This window comes from Nonomuraea sp. CA-143628 (genome assembly GCF_050942315.1).
Classification (GTDB): Bacteria; Actinomycetota; Actinomycetes; order Streptosporangiales; family Streptosporangiaceae; genus Nonomuraea.
This window is the reverse complement of sequence record NZ_CP192072.1, coordinates 12438871-12455990: the sequence shown is the minus strand read 5'-3', so window position 1 is coordinate 12455990 and position 17120 is coordinate 12438871. Positions and strand designations below refer to the sequence as shown.

The following is a 17120-nucleotide window of genomic DNA, read 5'->3' as shown; positions in this document are numbered from 1 at the left end:
CTGAGTCGCCCCTGCCGCGGAGCGAGCCGGCCGCGCCTGTCGTGATGTTCGTCGGCGACAGCTTCACCGTCGGCTCCGGCCCGGTGCCGCCCTGGCGGACCTACGCCGCCGAGTCGGCCCGCCTGCTCGGCTGGCAACCGGTCATCGCGGGCGCGGGCGGCACCGGCTATCTCAACCAGGGCCGCGTCGGGCGTACGTTCCAGGAGTCGTTCGAGGCCGAGCTGGCCTGGCGCCCCGCCCCCGACATGCTGATCATCTCAGGCGGCCACAACGACAGCCCTTGGTCGCCGACGAGCGTACGGCGAGCGGCGGCGAGCCTCATCTCCGAGGCGCGGACCCACTGGCCGCGAACCCGGATCCTCATGATCGGCCCTATCTGGCTGCACGACACCCCACGCAAGGCCTATCGGCTGCGTGACGCACTGTCGGGCCTGGCCCAGCAGGAAGCAGTCCCCTTCCTGGACCCGCTCGCCGAGCAGCGGATCACCGGCACCCCGCCCGGCCAGCTGCTCCCCGACGGCATCCATCCGACCGCCGAGGGCCACTTCCACCTGGGCCAATGGCTGGCGGAGGCCATCGGCCGCCTACCCGGGAAGGATCACCAAGGTCCGTAGGGGCCGTTGTTGCCGCCGCGCCCGCCCATGCCCTTGACGGCGGGCTTGACGTCGACGACGTAGACCGTCGCCGCGATGACGGCGATGATCGAGAAGAACCCCAGCCCGATCCCGAGGAACTCTCTGCCCCCAAGGAACATGAAGGCCTGGTAGTAGGACCACGCGCCCGCGGCGGAGAACAGCGTGGCCAGGATCAGGATGATCAGCCAGAGGTTTTTCTGCAGCTTGCCGGCCGACACGAACGCGTTGGCCGGCACCCGCGCCGCGTGCACCAGCGCGTAGCCCGACATGCCGAAGATGCCGACCGCGAGCAGCAGGAAGAGAAGATTCAAGCCGCCGTTGACAATTTCCATGTGAGTCCCGCCCAACGCTCGCGATGAAACGGCCCCAGCCTAGTAGGCGCTCCCGACAAACGGGCACCCCCGAAGCGGAAAGCCCGTCTCCGGGCGGAGACGGGCTTCCGGCGTGGTGTCAGGCCTTGGGCGTGGTGGCCTTGGTGGTGGTCTTGGTGGTGCGGGGCTTCTTGACGGGGGCGGCGACGGCCGGCTCGGCGGCCTCCGACACCTCCTCCAGCTCCAGCGCGGCCTCGCCGGTCGTCTTGCTGACGACCTTGCGCCCGCGGGTGGCGAAGTCCTCGTAGACCTCGGTGGCCAGCACGGTCAGCTGGTCGGCGTACGTGCGTGCCTTCTCGGGGAACTCCCTGGCGAAGCCCTCGGCCTTGTCGGCGTAGGTGCGGGCCTTCCCGGGCAGGTCCTTGGCGATCTCGGCGCGGCGGGACTCCAGCTTCAGCAGCCGCTCGGGCAGCTCCCGCAGCTTCTCCACCGCGTAGTCGCCCGCACCTGCCACGGCGTAGAAAGGCTTGGAGTCGGTGAGCTTCTTGACCTCAGTGGCCAGCGTCATGGGTTAACCTTCCTTGGTTTCCTGGTTGGCGGTGCCATTGCCGGTGGACGCCGCGAAAGGCTCAAGCGCGGCGAGATATTCCTCGGGCAGCGGCTCGTCGTCCGATTCGGAGTCGTGCCGGAGATGAGCGTTCTGGGAGGTCTGCTCGTCTTCGGCACGCTTCTCTTTGCGAAACGACTCGTAGATATCGATGAGCACCTGGCGTTGCCGCCCGCTCAGGTTCGCGTCGGCGCGAATCGCGGTGATGACATCACTCGGCGGCTCGCGATCCTCGATCAGGCCCGCCTGCACATAGAGCGCTTGCGATGAAATGTGCAGACCCTTGGCGATCTGGTTGAGAATCTCCGCGCTCGGCTTACGCAGACCGCGCTCGATCTGGCTGAGGTAGGGGTTGGACACCCCCGCTGCCGCCGCGAGCTGGCGCAGCGAGATCTTCGCCTGCTGCCGCTGCTCGCGGATGTATTCGCCGATCGAGCCGACCTTCGGTAGTGCCATGCCTCTAGTGTGCCCCAGAGTGCTTGCAATTGCAAACGCAAAGCTAACGCCAGCAAGCGTTAAAACTGGATGGTCCAGAGGAACGGGGTGGCGGTGACCAACGTGACGGACAGGGCGAGGATGCTGAAACGCATCGTGGTGGGCAGCGCGGGACCCGGCTTGATCAGGCGATCCACCCGGGCCATGACGTTCTGGGCGCGTACGCCGAGCATGCCCTGCGGGGTCGGCATGGCACCGGCCGTACCGAACCTGAGTAGGGCGGTGGCCAGCCTGCGCGGCGAGCAGTAGCGGCGCGCGCGGTCGTCGGCGGCCATCTCGATGAGCAGCTCGACCTGCGCCTGCGCCTCGCAGACCACCTTGGACCAGGGCAGGGCCCGGCGCAGGGCGGCGAACGGCAGCAGCACCAGGTCGTGCCGCTCGCGTACGTGCGCCGCCTCGTGCGCGAGCACGGCCGTGAGCTCGTCGTGCGACAGCAGCTTGAGCGCGCCCTCGCTGACCACCACCTGCGAGCGCAGCCCCGGCACGCAGTAGGCCGCCGCGCTCGGATGGTCGAGCACCCGCACGCCGGGCACGCCCGGGTCGTCGCGGGCGATCAGCGCGAGCAGCACGCGGTGGCGCCTGCGCGCCTGCAGCGCCTGCACGCCGGCGGTGATCAGCACCACGATGAGGACGGTCAGTGAGGTCAGCCCGGCGATCATCGCCGTCATGTGCAGCGGATCCCAGGTCCCGCGCGGGCGCTCGCCGCTCAGGAAGGCCGCCATGCCCGGCAGGATGCCCAGCCCCGAGGGCTGCACGGCGTACGCCAGCATGGCGCCGGTCGTGGCCAGGCCCCAGGCCACGCCCAGGGACTGCCAGAGGATGATGGCGATCCGAGGGGCGCGAGACGTCCAGCGGGCAGTCGTGAGACGCCAGGAGCCGAGCCCGCACGCGAGGGCGAGCGCTGCCAGCGTCGCTGCCGTGGTCACTCTTCCTCCAGCTCCAGCTCCGTGAGAGCCCTGCGCAGGATCTCCGCCTCAGAGCCGGACACGGCCTGGGCGAAGCGGGTGAGGGCGGCCGAGCGGTCGCCCGTCAGGTCCAGAGCTTCCAGCATAAGCTCAGCGATGTACGCGTCGCGGCTCGCCGCCTGCTCGTAGCGCCAGGCGCGGCCGTCGCGGGTCCGCTGGAGGAACCCCTTGCGGGTCAGACGGTCGAGGACGGTCATGACGGTGGTCGGGGCCAGATCGCGGTCGGCTATGAGCCTGCCGACCTCACGGGCCGTCAGCGGGCTGCTCCCCGCCCAGATGATGTCCATGATGCTGCGTTCGAGCTCGCCAAGACCCTTCACACTCTTCAGCGTAGTACTACAAAGCGTCGAGCAGACATCCGGGATGCTGGTGAGATGGACGTCACGCTCGTACAGGGGGACATCACCGCGCAGACGGTTGACGCGATCGTCAACGCCGCGAACTCGTCGCTGATGGGCGGGGGCGGGGTCGACGGCGCGATCCACCGGCGGGGTGGGCCGGAGATTCTCGCCGAATGCCGGGCGTTGCGGGCGTCCCACTACGGCAAGGGGCTGCTGGCGGGGCAGGCCGTGGCCACGACCGCCGGACGGCTCGACGCCCAGTGGGTGATCCACACCGTCGGGCCGGTCTATTCGCGGACGGATGACCGCTCCAAAGTCCTGGCCTCGTGTTATCGCGAGTCGCTCCGGGTGGCCGACTCGCTGGGGGCCCGGTCGGTGGCCTTTCCCGCGATCTCGACCGGCATCTATGGGTGGCCGCTGGACGACGGCGCCCGCATCGCGCTGCGCACTGTGCGGGAGATTTCCACAGCTGTGGACGAAGTGCGGTTCGTCCTGTTCGACGCGGTCGCTTACGCGGCCTTCTCCGCGGCTCTTTAGAGCGCGCGCCTCTTTGGGAGGGCCTTTCAGCGCGGCGCCACGGACTCCCAGGGGAGGGTCAGTTCGCCGAGGCGCCATCTGGCCGTGCCGCCGAGCGGCGGATGCCGGTGGACGGGCCAGGAGTTCGCCAGCAGGTCCACGGCGGCCAGCCAGCGTTGCCGGCGGCCGTGGGCGCCGTACGGGGCGGTTCTCGCCCAGGCACGGTCGAAGTCGCTCAGGAACGCATGGATGCGCTCACCGGGGACGTTGCGGTGGATGAGGGTCTTCGGCAGGCGGTCGGCCAGGTCCGAAGGGCGGTCGAAGGCGTCGAACCTGGCCGAGAGGGTGAGCGTGCGCGGGCCGTCCCGATCCAGACCGGCCCAGATCGCCCGGTGGCCGCTCTCCGAGCAGGTGCCCTCCACCAGGACGCCGCCGGGGGCCAGCCGGCCGCGCAGCGCCTCCCAGTAGCGCCAGGCGTCCGCCTCGCCGTACTGCCTGAGGACGTTGAAGGCCCGGATCAGCAGCGGGGGACGTGAGACCGGCAGTTCGAAGCCGCCCAGGGCGAAGCTCAGCCCGGCGCGCTCGTACGGCTTGGCCAGGGCGACCCGCGCGGGGTCGATCTCGATGCCCACCACCTCGATGTTCGGGCTGATCCGCCGCAGGCGGGTGAACAGCTCCAGCGTGGTGGTGTGGGAGGCGCCATAGCCGAGGTCCACGGCCAGCGGCCGGGCGGCGCCGCGCAGCAGACGGCCGTGGGCGGCGGCGATCCACCGGTCGGCGCGCCGCAGCCGGTTGTGCCCGGTCGTGCCCCTGGTGATCGAACCGACCGGCCTAGCCACCGACGCGGTGCACCCGGTGCTGGGCGGCCTGGGCGCGCGGGCGCATGACCAGGCGGTCGATGTTGACGTGCGCGGGCCTGGTGACGCACCACACGATCGCGTCGGCCACGTCGTCGGAGCTCAGCGGGTCCGGCACGCCCTGGTAGACGCGGGCGGCCGCCGTCTCGTCGCCGCGGAAGCGGGTCACCGCGAAGCCCTCGCTCTGGACCATGCCCGGCGCGATCTCCACGACGCGTACGGGCTGCCCGACCAGCTCCAGCCTGAGCGTCTCGGCCATCGACCGCTGCGCCTGCTTGGCGGCCACGTAGCCGCCCCCGCCCTCGTACGCCACCAGCGCCGCGGTCGAGGTGAGCATCACCAGCACCCCGTCGCCCGACTCGACGAGCATGGGCACCAGGGCCTGCGTCATCCGCAGGGATCCGAGGACGTTGGTGTCGTACATCCGCTGCCAGTCGTCGATCCGTCCCTCGGCCACCGGCTCCATGCCGAGCGCGCCACCGGCGTTGTTGACCAGTACGTCGCAGCGGTCGAGCGAGGCCGCCAGCGCGTCCACCGACTCCTGAGAGGTCACGTCCAGGGACACGGGGCGGATCCCGGGCACCTCGGCGGCCAGCTTGTCCAGCCGGTCCTGACGTCGCGCGCCCGCCACCACGTCGTAGCCCTCGGCGGCCAGCCGCCGCGCCGTCGCCTCACCGATCCCGCTGCTCGCGCCCGTCACCACGGCTGTCTTCTTCATGGCACACATCTTGCCAGCACTGCCCATGACACCCCGCTTGTCGGGAATGTCGGGATGTTCTGCATAGTTGTACTGCGTTTGGAGGTGGTGTCGGGTGAGGCGACGACGGGTCAACCGGGTCGCGACCATCAGCATGCACACGTCTCCCCTGGAACAGCCCGGCACGGGCGACGCCGGCGGGATGAACGTGTACATCGTCGAATCGGCGAAGCGACTGGCCGAGTCCGGCGTCGAGGTGGAGATCTTCACCCGGGCCACTGGACGTGACCTGCCACCGGTGGCCGAACTCGCGCCCGGTGTCATGGTCCGCCACCTGACCGCCGGACCGTACGAGGAGCTGACCAGGGCCGACCTGCCCGGCCAGCTCTGCGCGTTCCTGTCCGGCGTGCTGCGGACCGAGGCGATGTACGACCCCGGCCGCTATGACGTCATCCACTCGCACTACTGGCTGTCCGGCCAGGTCGGCTGGCTGGCCAAGGAGCGCTGGGGCGTGCCCCTGGTGCACACCATGCACACCATGGCCAAGGTCAAGAACCTGCTGCTGGCCCAGAACGACCAGCCCGAGCCGCAGGCCCGCGTGGTGGGCGAGGAGCAGGTCGTGGAGATCGCCGACCGGCTCGTGGCCAACACCGCCGACGAGGCGAACGAGCTCATGGAGCTGTACGGGGCGCAGGAGGAACGCGTCGCGGTGGTGAACCCGGGCGTCAACCTCACAGTCTTCCAACCCGCTTCACAAGGGGCCTCCCGGCGCCGTCTCGGGCTGCCGCAGAACGCGCACGTCCTGCTGTTCGTGGGCCGGATCCAGCCGCTGAAGGCGCCCGACGTGCTACTGCGCGCCGCCTCGCGGATGCTCATCGACGACCCCTCACTGCGCGACCGCCTGGTGGTCGCGTGCGTGGGCGGACCGTCGGGCAACGGCCTGGCAAGGCCGTCCCTCCTCGCCGAGCTCGCCGCCGAGCTGGGCATCTCCGACGTCGTCCGGCTCGTGCCGCCCGCGCCGCAGCACGAGCTGGCCGACTGGTACCGCGCGGCCGACGTGACCGTCGTGCCGTCCCACAGCGAGTCGTTCGGCCTGGTCGCCCTGGAGTCACAGGCGTGCGGCACCCCCGTCGCCGCGGCGGCCGTGGGCGGGCTGCGCACGGCCGTACAGGATGGTGTGTCGGGCGTGCTCGTGGACGGCCACGACGCGCACGAGTGGGCACGCGCGCTGCGCCGCTTCGTCACCGCACCCGCCTGGCGCGACGGCCTGTCGGCCGGCGCCCGTGAGCACGCGGCGGCGTTCGGCTGGCAGGCCACGTCGTCGCGCCTGATGCAGGTCTACGCGGACGCTGTCGCCGGCCTGCACCGGCTGCCGGTCGCCGTCATCTCATAGGGCGCTCGTTCCGTAGGCTGTACGACATGCGCGAAGTCGTAGAAACCGCGCTCAAGGCCGCGGACGTCTCTTTTGACGAGCCGCGGCCGGGGGCGTTCCTGGTGAAGCTGCCCGGGCAGCACAAACTCGCCACGATGACCTGGTTGATCATCGGCGATCAGGCGCTGCACGTCGAGGCGTTCTTCTGCCGCCAGCCCGACGAGAACCACACCGAGTTCTACAAATGGCTGCTCGCCAAGAACGGCGGCATGTACGGCGTCCACTTCTCCGTCGACAGCGTCGGCGACGTCTACCTCGTCGGCCGGACGCCGCTCACGGCGATCACGGAAGAGGAGATCGACCGGCTGCTCGGCTGCGTGCTGACCTATTCCGACGACTGGTTCGACCGGGCACTGGAGCTCGGCTTCGCCTCGTCGATCCGGCGCGAGTGGGCCTGGCGCGCCAAACGGGGCGAGTCGCTGGCCAACCTCCAGGCGTTCGCCCGCTTCGCGGATCCGGCGCGGACCGACGGCTGACCGGGTCCGGCGCGGACCGGCGGCTGAGGCCCGCCATAGGATTGCCCGCATGGCGACTTTGGTGCTGCTACGGCACGGCGAGAGTGACTGGAACGCGAAAGGCCTGTTCACCGGGTGGGTGGACGTGAGCCTCTCGGCCAAGGGCGAGGACGAGGCCCGCCGGGGCGGCAGGCTCCTGGTGGAGGCCGGGGTCCGTCCCGATGTGGTCCACACCAGCCTGCTCACGAGGGCCATCCAGACGGCCCAGCTCGCCCTCGGCGAGGCCGACCTGCTCTGGCTGCCCGTCAAGCGCTCCTGGCGGCTCAACGAGCGCCACTACGGAGCCCTCCAGGGCAAGAACAAGGCACAGACCCGCGAGGAGTTCGGCGACGAGCAGTTCATGCTCTGGCGGCGCTCCTTCGACGTCCCGCCGCCCCCGATCGCCGACGGCGACGAATACTCCCAGGCGGGCGACCCGCGCTACGCCCTGCTGCCGCCCGAGCTCATGCCGCGCACCGAGTGCCTCAAGGACGTCGTCGACCGCATGCTGCCCTACTGGTACGACGAGATCGTCCCGGACCTCGCGGCCGGGCGCACCGTGCTGGTGGCGGCGCACGGCAACTCGCTGCGGGCGCTGGTCAAGCACCTCGACGGCATCCCCGACGAGGAGATCGCCGGGCTCAACATCCCCACGGGCATCCCGCTGCGCTACGAGCTGGACGCCGAGTTCAAGCCGCTCCGGCGCGGCGGCGAATACCTCGACCCGGAGGCCGCGAAGGCGGCGATCGAGGCGGTCGCCAACCAGGGCCGCTGAACACCGACTTGTCCCCGGCTGGGGCCGCAAACGCCGACGGCGGGGCGCATCGCGCGCCCCGCCGTCATCGGCTCAGGTCAGCTCGGTGTCGGGCGGGAGCCCGTCACCAGGTAGACGACGTCACCGGCCACATTGACCGCGTGGTCGGCGTAACGCTCGTAGTAACGGCCGATCAGCGTGATGTCGATCGCCGGCTCCACGCCGTGGGGCCAGTCCTTGGCCAGGATGTTCCTGAACAGCCGCCGGTGCAGCTTGTCCATGGCGTCGTCGTCGGCCTCCAGCTCCAGCGCCGACTCCACGTCGTGCGAGGCGATGCAGCCGCCCGCCTTCGTGACCAGGGTCTCGGCGATCTGACCCATCTGCACGATCGTGGGCCGTACCTCCGCCGGGATGGCCGTCTCGGGGTGGCGCAGCCGCGCGATCTTGGCCACGTGCACCGCCAGGTCGCCCATGCGCTCCAGGTCCGTGCCCATCCGCAGGGCCGTGATGACCATCCGCAGGTCGACGGCCACCGGCTGCTGCCTGGCCATCAGCTCGAAGATGGACGCCTCGAGCTGCTCGAACGTCGCGTTCACCTCCGCGTCCCTGGAGATCACACTCTCCGCGAGCTGGAGGTCGGAGTCGAGCAGGGCCGTGGTGGCTCTGGAGATGGCCGAGCGGACCAGTCTGGTCATCTCGACCAGCTTGTCAGTCAGGGAATCGAGTTCTTCATGGTACGCGTCGCGCATGCCGTCACCGTACGTCGCTCTTGATGAACGAACTCCTACCGCGAGATGAACTTTCCTGGAAAGCCCCGTTCATCCGCAGGTGGAAGGGCTGTCACTTGAAGAAGGCCACCTACCATCGAAAGCATGAGTGAGATGGCCATGAGCTTGACGGCCCTGGCGGGGTTCGTCGTGGGAGCGCTGGCGGTCCTGTTCTACCGCAACCAGATCGAGTCCTCGCACAGGGCCGCGACGGCCGGCGACCAGGAGACCGGCGCCCTGCCGCAGGGCGTCGCCTCGGTGCTGGCCGTGCTTCCCTCGTCCGCCGTCGTGCTCGACGCGCACGACCGCGTGCTGCGGGCCAGCTCGGCCGCCCGCGCGTTCGGGCTGGTCAAGGGCGACCGGCTGATGGCCGCCGAACTCCTGGCACTGGCCAGGCAGGTACGCCGGGACGGCGAGATCCGCGAGAGCGAGATCGACGTCGCCGGGCACAAGTTCGGCCAGGAGATCACGAACTTCGCGGTCCGGGTGGCCCCGCTCGGCTCGCACGGCCAGGTCCTGGTGCTCGCCGAGGACCAGACCGAGCGCCGCAGGGTGGAGGCCGTCCGCCGCGACTTCGTGGCGAACGTCAGCCACGAGCTCAAGACCCCCGTCGGCGCCTTGAGCCTGCTCGCCGAGACCATCCAGGACGCCGCGGACGATCCCGAGGCCGTCACCAGGTTCGCCGGGCGCATGCAGCACGAGGCCGCCCGGCTCACCTACCTCGTGCAGGACCTGATCACGCTGAGCCGGATCCAGGGCGCCGAGCCCATCCCCACTCCCGGACAGGTCTCGATCGACGAATCCGTCCATGACGCCATCGACCACTGCAACACCAGGGCCATCGCCAAGGACATCACACTCGTCACCGGCGGCACGGAGGGCCTGCGCATCTGGGGAGACGACGAACTGCTCGTCACCGCCCTGCGCAACCTCATCGACAACGCCATCGCCTACAGCCCCGAACACACCCGGGTCGTCGTCAGCGTCAGACCGGCCGGCGACTCCGTCGAGATCAGCGTCAGCGACCAGGGCATCGGCATTCCGGAAGAGTCGCTGGAGCGCATCTTCGAACGCTTCTTCCGCGTCGACGCGGCCAGGTCCCGGGCGACCGGCGGCACCGGGCTCGGCCTCGCGATCGTCAAGCACGTCGCCGCGGCGCACGCCGGCGAGGTCTCCGTCTGGAGCAAGGAAGGCTCCGGCTCCACATTCACGCTGCGGCTGCCCGCATTCGGCGGCACCGCGGTGGTCGTACCACCCCCGAACACCCTGGAGGCCGCAAAATGACCCGAGTTCTCGTGGTCGAGGATGAAGAGTCGTTCTCCGACGCCTTGTCGTACATGCTCCGCAAAGAAGGCTTCGAGGTCTCCGTCGCGGCGACCGGGCCGGAGGCGCTCGACACGTTCGACCGGAGCGGCGCCGACCTGGTGCTGCTCGACCTGATGCTGCCCGGACTGCCGGGCACCGAGGTCTGCCGCTCGCTGCGGCAGCGCTCCAAGGTGCCGGTCATCATGCTGACCGCCAAGGACAGCGAGATCGACAAGGTCGTGGGCCTGGAGCTGGGCGCCGACGACTACGTGACCAAGCCGTTCTCCTCGCGCGAGCTCGTCGCCCGCATCCGCGCCGTGCTGCGCCGCCAGGGCGACGCGGTGGAGGAGCTGGAGTCCGCGGTGCTGGCCGTGGGTCCCGTGCGCATGGACGTGGACAGGCACGTGGTGGCCGTACGCGGCGACCAGGTGCAGCTGCCGCTGAAGGAGTTCGAGCTCCTGGAGGTGCTGCTGCGCAACGCCGGGCGGGTGCTCACCCGGGGGCAGCTCATCGACCGGGTGTGGGGCGCCGACTACGTGGGAGACACCAAGACGCTCGACGTTCACGTCAAGCGGCTGCGCGCCAAGATCGAATCAGACCCGTCCAACCCGCGCTGCATTCTGACCGTGCGCGGGCTGGGCTACAAGTTCGACGCGCTGGAGAGCTGACACTCTCAGGCTGAGCCCCGGATCCGGCACGTACGAGCTTGCTCTTGCTTGCTCTTGTGCCGGACCGGGGCTTTCTCCTGGGGTCAGTGGGCCGCTTCGGCCTCGGCCGCGGCGGTGGCAGAGGGCGTGGGCGTCGGCGCGGCGGTCGCGTTGGGCGCCGGCGGGTAGTCCTTGAACTCGCGGCTGCGCGTGACCACAGGGACGTTCATGGACACGACCCCGGCGTTGGTGAACTGGAGGTCCAGGCGGATGCTCTCGCCGCCCCTGAGGCCCTTGGAGATGCCTTCCAGCATGATCTGCGGGCTCGGCTTGCCGGTGTTGACGAGCTGGTTGCTCGGCAGCTGGATCGGCGTGGTCACTTTCGCGGTGGCCATGGTGCCGGCGTTGACCGCCGTGAGCGTGTCGGGAGCGCCGTTGGTGTTGAGGATGTTCAGGTAGACCGGGGCCGAGCCGCCATAGACGAGCTGTGCGCCGGAGTCGGGGCCGAGGATGAACGCCTGAGGGATCTGGATGCCACGCGTGCCGTAGTTCTTGGCCTGATCGAAGAGGACTCCGGCCTCATTGGGGGCGTACGGCTTGTTGGTGTCTGCGTCGAATCCAGCCGAACAGCCGGCGAGCACGGGGGCGGCCAGGAACGCTACAGCGGCGACAATCCAGCGACGGCGGGTCACGAGCGGGTACTCCTAGGGTCTTGCGCATGCATGTTGGGCAGCGCCCACCATATCCATCCGAATCCATGGTCATATCCGCACCCCTGCAGGTCATTAGCTATGCGCGCATATGCGATTCATAGACTTGACGCCTTGTCAACCCCCAATATGCCGCTTTGACCTGCAGTTATGATGATTTCACTGTTCCGGGAGCCTGTGGATGCGTGGTACTCTGGAGTACAGCGGAAGGGGTACTTGTCACATGACTTTCCAGGTCGGCGACACTGTCGTCTACCCCCACCATGGGGCTGCTCGGATCGAAGCAATCACGAAGCGATCCATCAAGGGTGAGGAAAAGACCTACCTGGTGCTCAAGGTCGACAAGGGCGACCTTACCGTCCAGGTGCCAGCAGAAAACGCAGAACTCGTCGGCGTGCGCGATGTTGTCGGCCAGGAAGGCCTAGAGCGGGTTTTCGATGTTCTTCGGATGCCGCACACCGAGGAACCGACCAACTGGTCCCGGCGCTATAAGGCCAATCTGGAGAAGCTCGCGTCCGGCGATGTCAACAAGGTCGCCGAGGTGGTCCGGGACCTGTGGCGGAGGGACCGCGAGCGCGGCCTGTCCGCCGGTGAGAAGCGCATGCTCGCCAAGGCCCGTCAGATCTTGGTGAGTGAGCTGGCCCTCGCCGAGAAGACCAATGAGGACAAGGCGGAGGCCTTGCTCGACGAGGTTCTCAACTCCTGAACACGAAGCTTCCACGGGTGGGCGTCGGGGTCGACGTCCACCCGTTCGTTTCAGGGCGAGACCTGCATCTCGCCGGCCTGCACTGGCCGGGCGAGGTCGGGCTCGCGGGCCACTCCGACGGCGATGCCGCCGCGCACGCGGCCTGCGACGCGCTGCTGTCCGCCGCCGGGCTCGGCGATCTCGGTGGCCTGTTCGGCACCGCCGACCCGCGCTGGGCGGGCGCCTCGGGTGTCACGCTGCTGGAGGAGACCGCACGCCAGGTACGTTCTGCGGGCTTCGAGATCGGTAACGTCGCGGTCCAGATCATCGGTAACCGGCCCAAGCTCGCGCCGCGCCGTACAGAGGCCGAGAAGGCGCTCAGCGCCGCTCTGGGGGCGCCTGTGAGCCTCAGCGCGACCACTACGGACGGGCTGGGGCTGACCGGGCGGGGCGAAGGGGTCGCGGCCATCGCGACGGCACTCGTCGTCTCTTAGTTCTGTTCGTCGTTTAGGGCGATTCGTCAACCTTTACCGGCAGTGCGACGTCTTCTTACGGGATCCGTTGAGGGTATCCCGGCGGGCGCTGCCTCCGGCCCGCCGAGCGAACGGGGGCGGCGGTCCGTTACTGGCGCGGTACGGATCGCCGCCTTCCCGAGGGTACTTTCCCGATATGTCGGGTAAGTCCTTCTGAAGACATGTGGAACGTCTTCGGGGGGAGCTACACATGATCGGCGCGATTGTTTCCGCAGTCGTCATCGGCGCCATTGTCGGAGCACTGGCCCGGTTGATAGTGCCCGGTAAGCAGAACATGTCCATCGGCCTGACGCTGATCGTCGGCATCGTGGCGGCCCTGCTCGGCACGCTCATCGCTCAGGCGTTCGGCTGGGCCGACACCCGGGGCATCGACTGGCTGGAGCACATCATCCAGCTCGCCCTGGCCGTCATCGGAGTCCTCATCGTCGCCAGGGTGAGCGCCGGAAAAACCGGCCGAACCGGAGGAACGCCGATCTGACCTGGCGTTTCCCCGCAGCTACGCATATTCGCGCGTAGCCGGGTACTGATCTCCCTCGAGAGTGAACGGCTCACTCTCACTGGGAGGTTTGGTCATGACAATCCAGTCCATCCTTGGCGCCATCGTGATCGGCGCCGTGATCGGCGCCCTCGGTCGCCTGCTGCTTCCCGGCAGGCAGGCCATCGGGTGGATCCTCACCATCGTCGTCGGTATCGTCGCCGCCCTTGTGGGCACGCTCATCGCCCAGGTGCTCGGCGTCGCCACCACCAATGGCATCGACTGGATCGAACTCGTCATGCAGGTCGTTCTGGCCGTTGTGGGTGTCGGGCTCGTGGCCGGGCTGCGGCGGGGCAGTGGCAAGAGCGTTTAGACGATGGCTTAGGCAGTTCCGCGACTGTGCCGAACCCCCTTCGGCGCGGAACGGTACGCGAAGACCCGCCCGGTACTTGCACCGGGCGGGTCTTCTGCTGGGCCCGTTCAGTCCTCGGGTGGGAGGGGGGTGCTGCGGAGGCGGCGCGAGGGGGCGTCGTCTTCTACGACCGGGTGAGGGGCGGTGTCCTCAAGGGCGCGGTCCTGCAGTGTGCGGGTGCGGGCGGTGGCGGACTCGGCGGGGTCGGCGACTTCCGGGCCGTGGTCGGGGTCGGGGTTGTGCCCCGCTTCGGCCTGTTCGGCGCTTCCGGCCCTGGCTTCGGCCTGTTCGGCGACTCCGGCCCTGGCCTCGGCCTGTTCGGGGGCTTCGGGAGCCTGGGCGGCTTGGGCAGGTCTGGCGCGGGGCGGTGCTGCTGGGATGTCGCTGAAGACCCGGACCGGTTGGGTGTCGGTGTCCCGGTCGGTGACGGCGGGGGTACGGGGATGGACGAGAACGTCGGTCGGCTTGACCCGATCGCCCCAACGCACCGGACGCTTCTCCTCGTTGCTCGCCTCCGGGGTCGGCTGTGGCTCGGCGCTCGGCTCAAAGGCCGGCACGGGCTCCAGGTCCGGCTCTGTGGATGGCCCGGAGTCAGAGGTTGGCTCCGGCTCCGGCTCTGGGGATGGCTCGGGCTCAGGGGTTGGCGCGGGGTCGGTGCGTCCGCCTGGCTCCGTCCGTCCGTCGGGGTCGGTACGGGTGTCCGGCTCCGGCTCTGGCACCGCCTCGGGCTTCCGCCGGCCCTCGCCGTCAGGGGTGTCTACCCTGGGCTCCGGGTCGCGCTCTGACCGGTGGGCCCACTCGAGCCTGGGTGTCGGCTCTTGGGTCCTTTCCGGCTGGTTGGGCCACTCGGCTGCCGGCTCCGGGCTGCGTAGCGGCAGATTCGCCGGTTCGGCGTCCCCGTCCTGCGCGGGGGCGGCGGGCCAGCGAGTCACGCGGGCGGAGATGGGCGGGGTTTCCGGGGCGGGCGTGGGACCGATGACCGGGGTGGTCTCCAGCACGGGGTGGTGCAGCGGCTTGGTCAGCGGCGGCGGGTCTTCGGCGGGGCGGTTGCGGTGGAAGGGCACGATGTCCTGCTCCGCCGTACCGTCGTCATCGTCGTCTGTGGACGTCCTGCGGGCCTGGACGTGCTTGATGAGCAGTAACCACAGCCAGAGGGCGATCGCCAGCATGATCCATGGCGCGACCGCCACCCCCACCGCGAGAGGCTGTATGTCGAGCTGGACCTGGAGCGCCGTCGCGGCGTTCGACGCGGCGGCGGCCACGATGAGCAGGACCAGCACGACCGCCGCCTGGGCGCGTACCAGCAGGCGGGCCGAGCGCAGCAGGAGGACGCCGATCAGCGCGACGACCAGGAGCGCGTCGAAGCCGGCCGGATAGAGGAAGGCGAGGTCGGGTCGGGATTCGCCGCGGACGGCCAGTGCCCGCAGGTCGTCGAAGGAGAGCACGCAGGCGACTGCCGTCAGGCCGGCCACCGCGAGACCGGCGAGGGCGATGCCCAGGCGTCGGAGCGTAGAAGGGGGAGTCACGTCCATGGCGGTTCGAGCCTACAGAAGAATGGGGGGCAGGACCGATCAAGGGAGATACATGACCGAGCTCTCAGGGGACGTGCGCGAGCTGTTCGACGGGCCCAATTACGCGACGGTGACCAGCATCAATCCCGACGGCGGACCTCAGTCGACGGTCGTGTGGGTGCGTACGGACGGCGACGACGTCCTCTTCTCCACCGCCAAGGGGCGGCGCAAGCCGCGCAACTTCGAGCGCGACCCCCGGGCCAGCCTGCTCGTCATCGACCCGGCGAACCCCTACCGCTACGCCGAGGTCCGTGGTCGCGTGAGCATGGAGGAGGACCCCGCGGGCGACCTCATCCAGGAGCTCTCGCTGAAGTACACCGGTAAGCCCTGGGAGGACAAGCCAGGAGTCGAGCGGCTGATTGTCCGCATAAGTCCAGAGAAGGTCATCATGCGTGCGTGATTAAAGGACCTGCGATGTCGGCTCAGGCGTTAGCCTTTCTTTCGTGAGCCTGCACATCTACGACACCAGCGCACGCGCCATCCGCGAATTCGTTCCGGTCGAAGCCGGCCGGGCGTCGATCTACCTGTGTGGGGCGACCGTGCAGGCTCCCCCGCACGTCGGGCACATCCGCTCGGGCGTCAACTTCGATGTTTTGCGCCGCTGGCTCATGCGTTCCGGATATGACGTGACGTTCTGCCGCAACGTCACGGACATCGACGACAAGATCATCCGGGTGGCCGCCGAAGAGGGCGTCCCGTGGTTCACGGTCGCCGAGCGCAACCAGCGCGCCTTCACCTGGGCGTACGAAACTCTCGGCTGCCTGCCCCCGACCGTCGAGCCCCGCGCGACCGGTCACGTGCCCGAGATGATCGTCCTGATGCAGCGGCTCATCGACCGCGGCCACGCCTACGCGTCGGGCGGCGACGTCTACTTCGACGTCGTCTCCTACGAGGACCGCTACGGCACGCTGTCCAACCAGAAGCTGGCCAACATGCGTGCGGCGGCCGACACCGACGACGAGTCGTGCAAGCGCGACCCGCGCGACTTCGCCCTCTGGAAGGGCGAGAAGCCCGGCGAGCCGACCTGGCCGACCCCCTGGGGCCCCGGCCGCCCCGGCTGGCACCTGGAGTGCTCAGCCATGGCCACCAAATACCTCGGGTCGGCGTTCGACATCCACGGCGGCGGCCTCGACCTGATCTTCCCGCACCATGAGAACGAGCTCGCCCAGTCCCAGGCGGCCGGCGACGACTTCTCCCACTACTGGATGCACAACGGCCTGGTCAGGATCGGCGCCGAGAAGATGAGCAAGTCGCTCGGCAACTCGCTGCTGATCCCGGAGATGGTGCAGAAAGTACGCCCGGTGGAGCTGCGCTACTACCTCGCGGCACCGCACTACCGCTCGTCGATCGACTACTCGGAGGAGGCGCTGCGGGAGGCCGCGGCCGCCTACCAGCGCATCGAAGGCTTCGTGACCAGGGCCGCCGAAGTGATCCACGACGTCGACGCCGACGCTCCGCTGCCGCAGGCGTTCAGCGACGCGCTCGACGACGACCTGGGCACCCCGCAGGCCCTCGCCGTCGTGCACGAGGTGGTCCGCGAGGGCAACGTGGCGCTGGCGAGGGGCGACAAGGAAGCGGTGGCACGCCTGCTGGCCGAGACCCAGAACATGCTCGACGTGCTGGGCCTCGACCCGCGCTCGGCGCAGTGGCGCTCGGCGAAGTCCGACCTCAAGCCGGTGGTCGACGCACTGGTGGCCGTGGCGCTGGAGCAGCGCAAGGCTGCTCGGGCGCGCAGGGACTATGAGGCGGCTGACGCGATCAGGGACCAGCTGACGGCGGCGGGGATCACGGTGGAGGACACGCCGCACGGGGCTCGCTGGGAGCTGTCCCACTAGGCCCGCTCCCGAACTCACTGACAATCGGTCCCGTTCAGACAGGGACCAGTTGACGGCGGCGGGGATCACGGTGGAG

At 69.3% G+C, this 17120-nt stretch carries 23 protein-coding genes; 13 read left to right on the top strand and 10 right to left on the bottom strand.

All coding sequences use genetic code 11. The annotated features are described in order from the left end of the window. The first annotated feature begins 44 nt into the window (after positions 1-44). On the top strand, positions 45-614 hold the full coding sequence (locus tag ACQP2T_RS56410) for an SGNH/GDSL hydrolase family protein (protein ID WP_433512945.1): 570 nt from the start codon (positions 45-47) through the stop codon (positions 612-614). Here ACQP2T_RS56410 and ACQP2T_RS56405 read toward each other — a convergent pair. The 5 genes from ACQP2T_RS56405 to ACQP2T_RS56385 all read right to left on the bottom strand — a co-directional run bounded on the left by ACQP2T_RS56405 (position 599) and on the right by ACQP2T_RS56385 (position 3333). Further along, positions 599-967 carry a DUF2516 family protein gene (locus tag ACQP2T_RS56405; RefSeq protein WP_433512944.1) on the bottom strand — a complete coding sequence of 123 codons (369 nt, stop codon included), beginning with the start codon at positions 965-967 and terminating at the stop codon, positions 599-601. The two genes, ACQP2T_RS56410 and ACQP2T_RS56405, sit on opposite strands and share 16 nt — an antisense overlap. A gap of 118 nt (positions 968-1085) precedes the next feature. Continuing rightward, on the bottom strand, positions 1086-1514 hold the full coding sequence (locus ACQP2T_RS56400) for a hypothetical protein (RefSeq protein ID WP_433512943.1): 429 nt from the start codon (positions 1512-1514) through the stop codon (positions 1086-1088). A gap of 3 nt (positions 1515-1517) precedes the next feature. Further along, positions 1518-2009: a helix-turn-helix domain-containing protein gene (locus ACQP2T_RS56395; RefSeq protein WP_358205386.1), complete on the bottom strand. Its 492-nt coding sequence runs from the start codon at positions 2007-2009 to the stop codon at positions 1518-1520. Positions 2010-2068: 59 nt separating this feature from the next. Then, positions 2069-2974: a M56 family metallopeptidase gene (locus tag ACQP2T_RS56390; protein WP_357958074.1), complete on the bottom strand. Its 906-nt coding sequence runs from the start codon at positions 2972-2974 to the stop codon at positions 2069-2071. Then, positions 2971-3333 carry a BlaI/MecI/CopY family transcriptional regulator gene (locus ACQP2T_RS56385; RefSeq protein ID WP_225294249.1) on the bottom strand — a complete coding sequence of 121 codons (363 nt, stop codon included), beginning with the start codon at positions 3331-3333 and terminating at the stop codon, positions 2971-2973. Before ACQP2T_RS56385 ends, ACQP2T_RS56390 begins: the two co-directional genes overlap by 4 nt. 54 nt (positions 3334-3387) lie before the next feature. Here ACQP2T_RS56385 and ACQP2T_RS56380 point away from each other — a divergent pair, with 54 nt between their 5' ends. After that, entirely contained in the window at positions 3388-3891 is a 504-nt protein-coding gene (locus ACQP2T_RS56380) for an O-acetyl-ADP-ribose deacetylase (RefSeq protein WP_433512942.1), read from the top strand. Positions 3892-3917: 26 nt separating this feature from the next. On the opposite strand, the gene ACQP2T_RS56375 is transcribed toward ACQP2T_RS56380, so the two are convergent. Then, a complete protein-coding gene (locus ACQP2T_RS56375) occupies positions 3918-4709 on the bottom strand; it encodes a class I SAM-dependent methyltransferase (RefSeq protein ID WP_433512941.1) in 792 nt (263 codons plus the stop codon). Next, positions 4702-5445 (bottom strand): SDR family NAD(P)-dependent oxidoreductase, encoded by a 744-nt coding sequence (locus ACQP2T_RS56370; protein ID WP_433512940.1) that lies wholly within the window; start codon positions 5443-5445, stop codon positions 4702-4704. The genes ACQP2T_RS56375 and ACQP2T_RS56370 overlap by 8 nt, the downstream gene beginning before the upstream one ends. Positions 5446-5578: 133 nt before the next feature. On the opposite strand from ACQP2T_RS56370, the gene mshA reads away from it, so the two are divergent. From mshA to ACQP2T_RS56355, 3 genes are read left to right on the top strand one after another with little or no spacing between them, the layout of a single operon-like run. Beyond that, complete coding sequence (gene mshA, locus ACQP2T_RS56365; protein WP_433519966.1) at positions 5579-6817, top strand: D-inositol-3-phosphate glycosyltransferase; 1239 nt, start codon at positions 5579-5581, stop codon at positions 6815-6817. Positions 6818-6843: 26 nt separating this feature from the next. Further along, positions 6844-7332 carry a YbjN domain-containing protein gene (locus tag ACQP2T_RS56360; RefSeq protein WP_433512939.1) on the top strand — a complete coding sequence of 163 codons (489 nt, stop codon included), beginning with the start codon at positions 6844-6846 and terminating at the stop codon, positions 7330-7332. A gap of 49 nt (positions 7333-7381) precedes the next feature. Next, entirely contained in the window at positions 7382-8125 is a 744-nt protein-coding gene (locus ACQP2T_RS56355; RefSeq protein ID WP_433512938.1) for a phosphoglyceromutase, read from the top strand. A 77-nt stretch (positions 8126-8202) separates the two neighbouring features. On the opposite strand, the gene phoU is transcribed toward ACQP2T_RS56355, so the two are convergent. Beyond that, positions 8203-8853 (bottom strand): phosphate signaling complex protein PhoU, encoded by a 651-nt coding sequence (gene phoU, locus ACQP2T_RS56350; RefSeq protein WP_433512937.1) that lies wholly within the window; start codon positions 8851-8853, stop codon positions 8203-8205. Between the two features lie 123 nt (positions 8854-8976). Between phoU and ACQP2T_RS56345 the strand changes: the two genes are divergently transcribed. Both ACQP2T_RS56345 and ACQP2T_RS56340 read left to right on the top strand, forming a co-directional pair. After that, positions 8977-10155, top strand: coding sequence for a sensor histidine kinase (locus tag ACQP2T_RS56345; RefSeq protein WP_433512936.1), 1179 nt, complete (start codon positions 8977-8979; stop codon positions 10153-10155). After that, entirely contained in the window at positions 10152-10844 is a 693-nt protein-coding gene (locus tag ACQP2T_RS56340; RefSeq protein ID WP_225294233.1) for a response regulator transcription factor, read from the top strand. The genes ACQP2T_RS56345 and ACQP2T_RS56340 overlap by 4 nt, the downstream gene beginning before the upstream one ends. 83 nt (positions 10845-10927) lie before the next feature. Here ACQP2T_RS56340 and ACQP2T_RS56335 read toward each other — a convergent pair whose 3' ends face one another. Continuing rightward, entirely contained in the window at positions 10928-11515 is a 588-nt protein-coding gene (locus ACQP2T_RS56335; protein ID WP_433512935.1) for a copper chaperone PCu(A)C, read from the bottom strand. Between the two features lie 241 nt (positions 11516-11756). Between ACQP2T_RS56335 and ACQP2T_RS56330 the strand changes: the two genes are divergently transcribed. From ACQP2T_RS56330 to ACQP2T_RS56315, 4 genes are all read left to right on the top strand, one after another. Further along, positions 11757-12239, top strand: a complete 483-nt coding sequence (locus ACQP2T_RS56330; RefSeq protein ID WP_043624891.1) for a CarD family transcriptional regulator — start codon at positions 11757-11759, stop codon at positions 12237-12239. Positions 12240-12256: 17 nt separating this feature from the next. Further along, a complete protein-coding gene (gene ispF, locus ACQP2T_RS56325) occupies positions 12257-12712 on the top strand; it encodes a 2-C-methyl-D-erythritol 2,4-cyclodiphosphate synthase (protein ID WP_357958055.1) in 456 nt (151 codons plus the stop codon). A 229-nt stretch (positions 12713-12941) separates the two neighbouring features. Then, positions 12942-13229: a GlsB/YeaQ/YmgE family stress response membrane protein gene (locus ACQP2T_RS56320; protein WP_357958053.1), complete on the top strand. Its 288-nt coding sequence runs from the start codon at positions 12942-12944 to the stop codon at positions 13227-13229. Between the two features lie 94 nt (positions 13230-13323). Next, positions 13324-13599, top strand: a complete 276-nt coding sequence (locus ACQP2T_RS56315; RefSeq protein WP_433512934.1) for a GlsB/YeaQ/YmgE family stress response membrane protein — start codon at positions 13324-13326, stop codon at positions 13597-13599. A 107-nt stretch (positions 13600-13706) separates the two neighbouring features. Here ACQP2T_RS56315 and ACQP2T_RS56310 read toward each other — a convergent pair whose 3' ends face one another. Continuing rightward, positions 13707-15170 (bottom strand): DUF2637 domain-containing protein, encoded by a 1464-nt coding sequence (locus ACQP2T_RS56310; protein WP_433512933.1) that lies wholly within the window; start codon positions 15168-15170, stop codon positions 13707-13709. 52 nt (positions 15171-15222) lie between these two features. On the opposite strand from ACQP2T_RS56310, the gene ACQP2T_RS56305 reads away from it, so the two are divergent. Beyond that, positions 15223-15609: a PPOX class F420-dependent oxidoreductase gene (locus ACQP2T_RS56305; RefSeq protein WP_358552005.1), complete on the top strand. Its 387-nt coding sequence runs from the start codon at positions 15223-15225 to the stop codon at positions 15607-15609. A 43-nt stretch (positions 15610-15652) separates the two neighbouring features. After that, positions 15653-17044, top strand: a complete 1392-nt coding sequence (cysS, locus tag ACQP2T_RS56300) for a cysteine--tRNA ligase (protein ID WP_433512932.1) — start codon at positions 15653-15655, stop codon at positions 17042-17044. Positions 17045-17120: the final 76 nt, after the last annotated feature.

Bases quoted from the DNA above. Each gene is read 5' to 3' on its own strand.
- ACQP2T_RS56410 (WP_433512945.1), top strand. From the start codon at position 45: ATGTTCGTCGGCGACAGCTTCACCGTCGGCTCCGGCCCGGTGCCGCCC.
- ACQP2T_RS56405 (WP_433512944.1), bottom strand. From the start codon at position 967: ATGGAAATTGTCAACGGCGGCTTGAATCTTCTCTTCCTGCTGCTCGCG.
- ACQP2T_RS56400 (WP_433512943.1), bottom strand. From the start codon at position 1,514: ATGACGCTGGCCACTGAGGTCAAGAAGCTCACCGACTCCAAGCCTTTC.
- ACQP2T_RS56395 (WP_358205386.1), bottom strand. From the start codon at position 2,009: ATGGCACTACCGAAGGTCGGCTCGATCGGCGAATACATCCGCGAGCAG.
- ACQP2T_RS56380 (WP_433512942.1), top strand. From the start codon at position 3,388: ATGGACGTCACGCTCGTACAGGGGGACATCACCGCGCAGACGGTTGAC.
- ACQP2T_RS56370 (WP_433512940.1), bottom strand. From the start codon at position 5,445: ATGAAGAAGACAGCCGTGGTGACGGGCGCGAGCAGCGGGATCGGTGAG.
- mshA (WP_433519966.1), top strand. From the start codon at position 5,579: ATGCACACGTCTCCCCTGGAACAGCCCGGCACGGGCGACGCCGGCGGG.
- ACQP2T_RS56360 (WP_433512939.1), top strand. From the start codon at position 6,844: ATGCGCGAAGTCGTAGAAACCGCGCTCAAGGCCGCGGACGTCTCTTTT.
- ACQP2T_RS56355 (WP_433512938.1), top strand. From the start codon at position 7,382: ATGGCGACTTTGGTGCTGCTACGGCACGGCGAGAGTGACTGGAACGCG.
- phoU (WP_433512937.1), bottom strand. From the start codon at position 8,853: ATGCGCGACGCGTACCATGAAGAACTCGATTCCCTGACTGACAAGCTG.
- ACQP2T_RS56345 (WP_433512936.1), top strand. From the start codon at position 8,977: ATGAGTGAGATGGCCATGAGCTTGACGGCCCTGGCGGGGTTCGTCGTG.
- ACQP2T_RS56340 (WP_225294233.1), top strand. From the start codon at position 10,152: ATGACCCGAGTTCTCGTGGTCGAGGATGAAGAGTCGTTCTCCGACGCC.
- ACQP2T_RS56330 (WP_043624891.1), top strand. From the start codon at position 11,757: ATGACTTTCCAGGTCGGCGACACTGTCGTCTACCCCCACCATGGGGCT.
- ACQP2T_RS56320 (WP_357958053.1), top strand. From the start codon at position 12,942: ATGATCGGCGCGATTGTTTCCGCAGTCGTCATCGGCGCCATTGTCGGA.
- ACQP2T_RS56315 (WP_433512934.1), top strand. From the start codon at position 13,324: ATGACAATCCAGTCCATCCTTGGCGCCATCGTGATCGGCGCCGTGATC.
- ACQP2T_RS56310 (WP_433512933.1), bottom strand. From the start codon at position 15,170: ATGGACGTGACTCCCCCTTCTACGCTCCGACGCCTGGGCATCGCCCTC.
- ACQP2T_RS56305 (WP_358552005.1), top strand. From the start codon at position 15,223: ATGACCGAGCTCTCAGGGGACGTGCGCGAGCTGTTCGACGGGCCCAAT.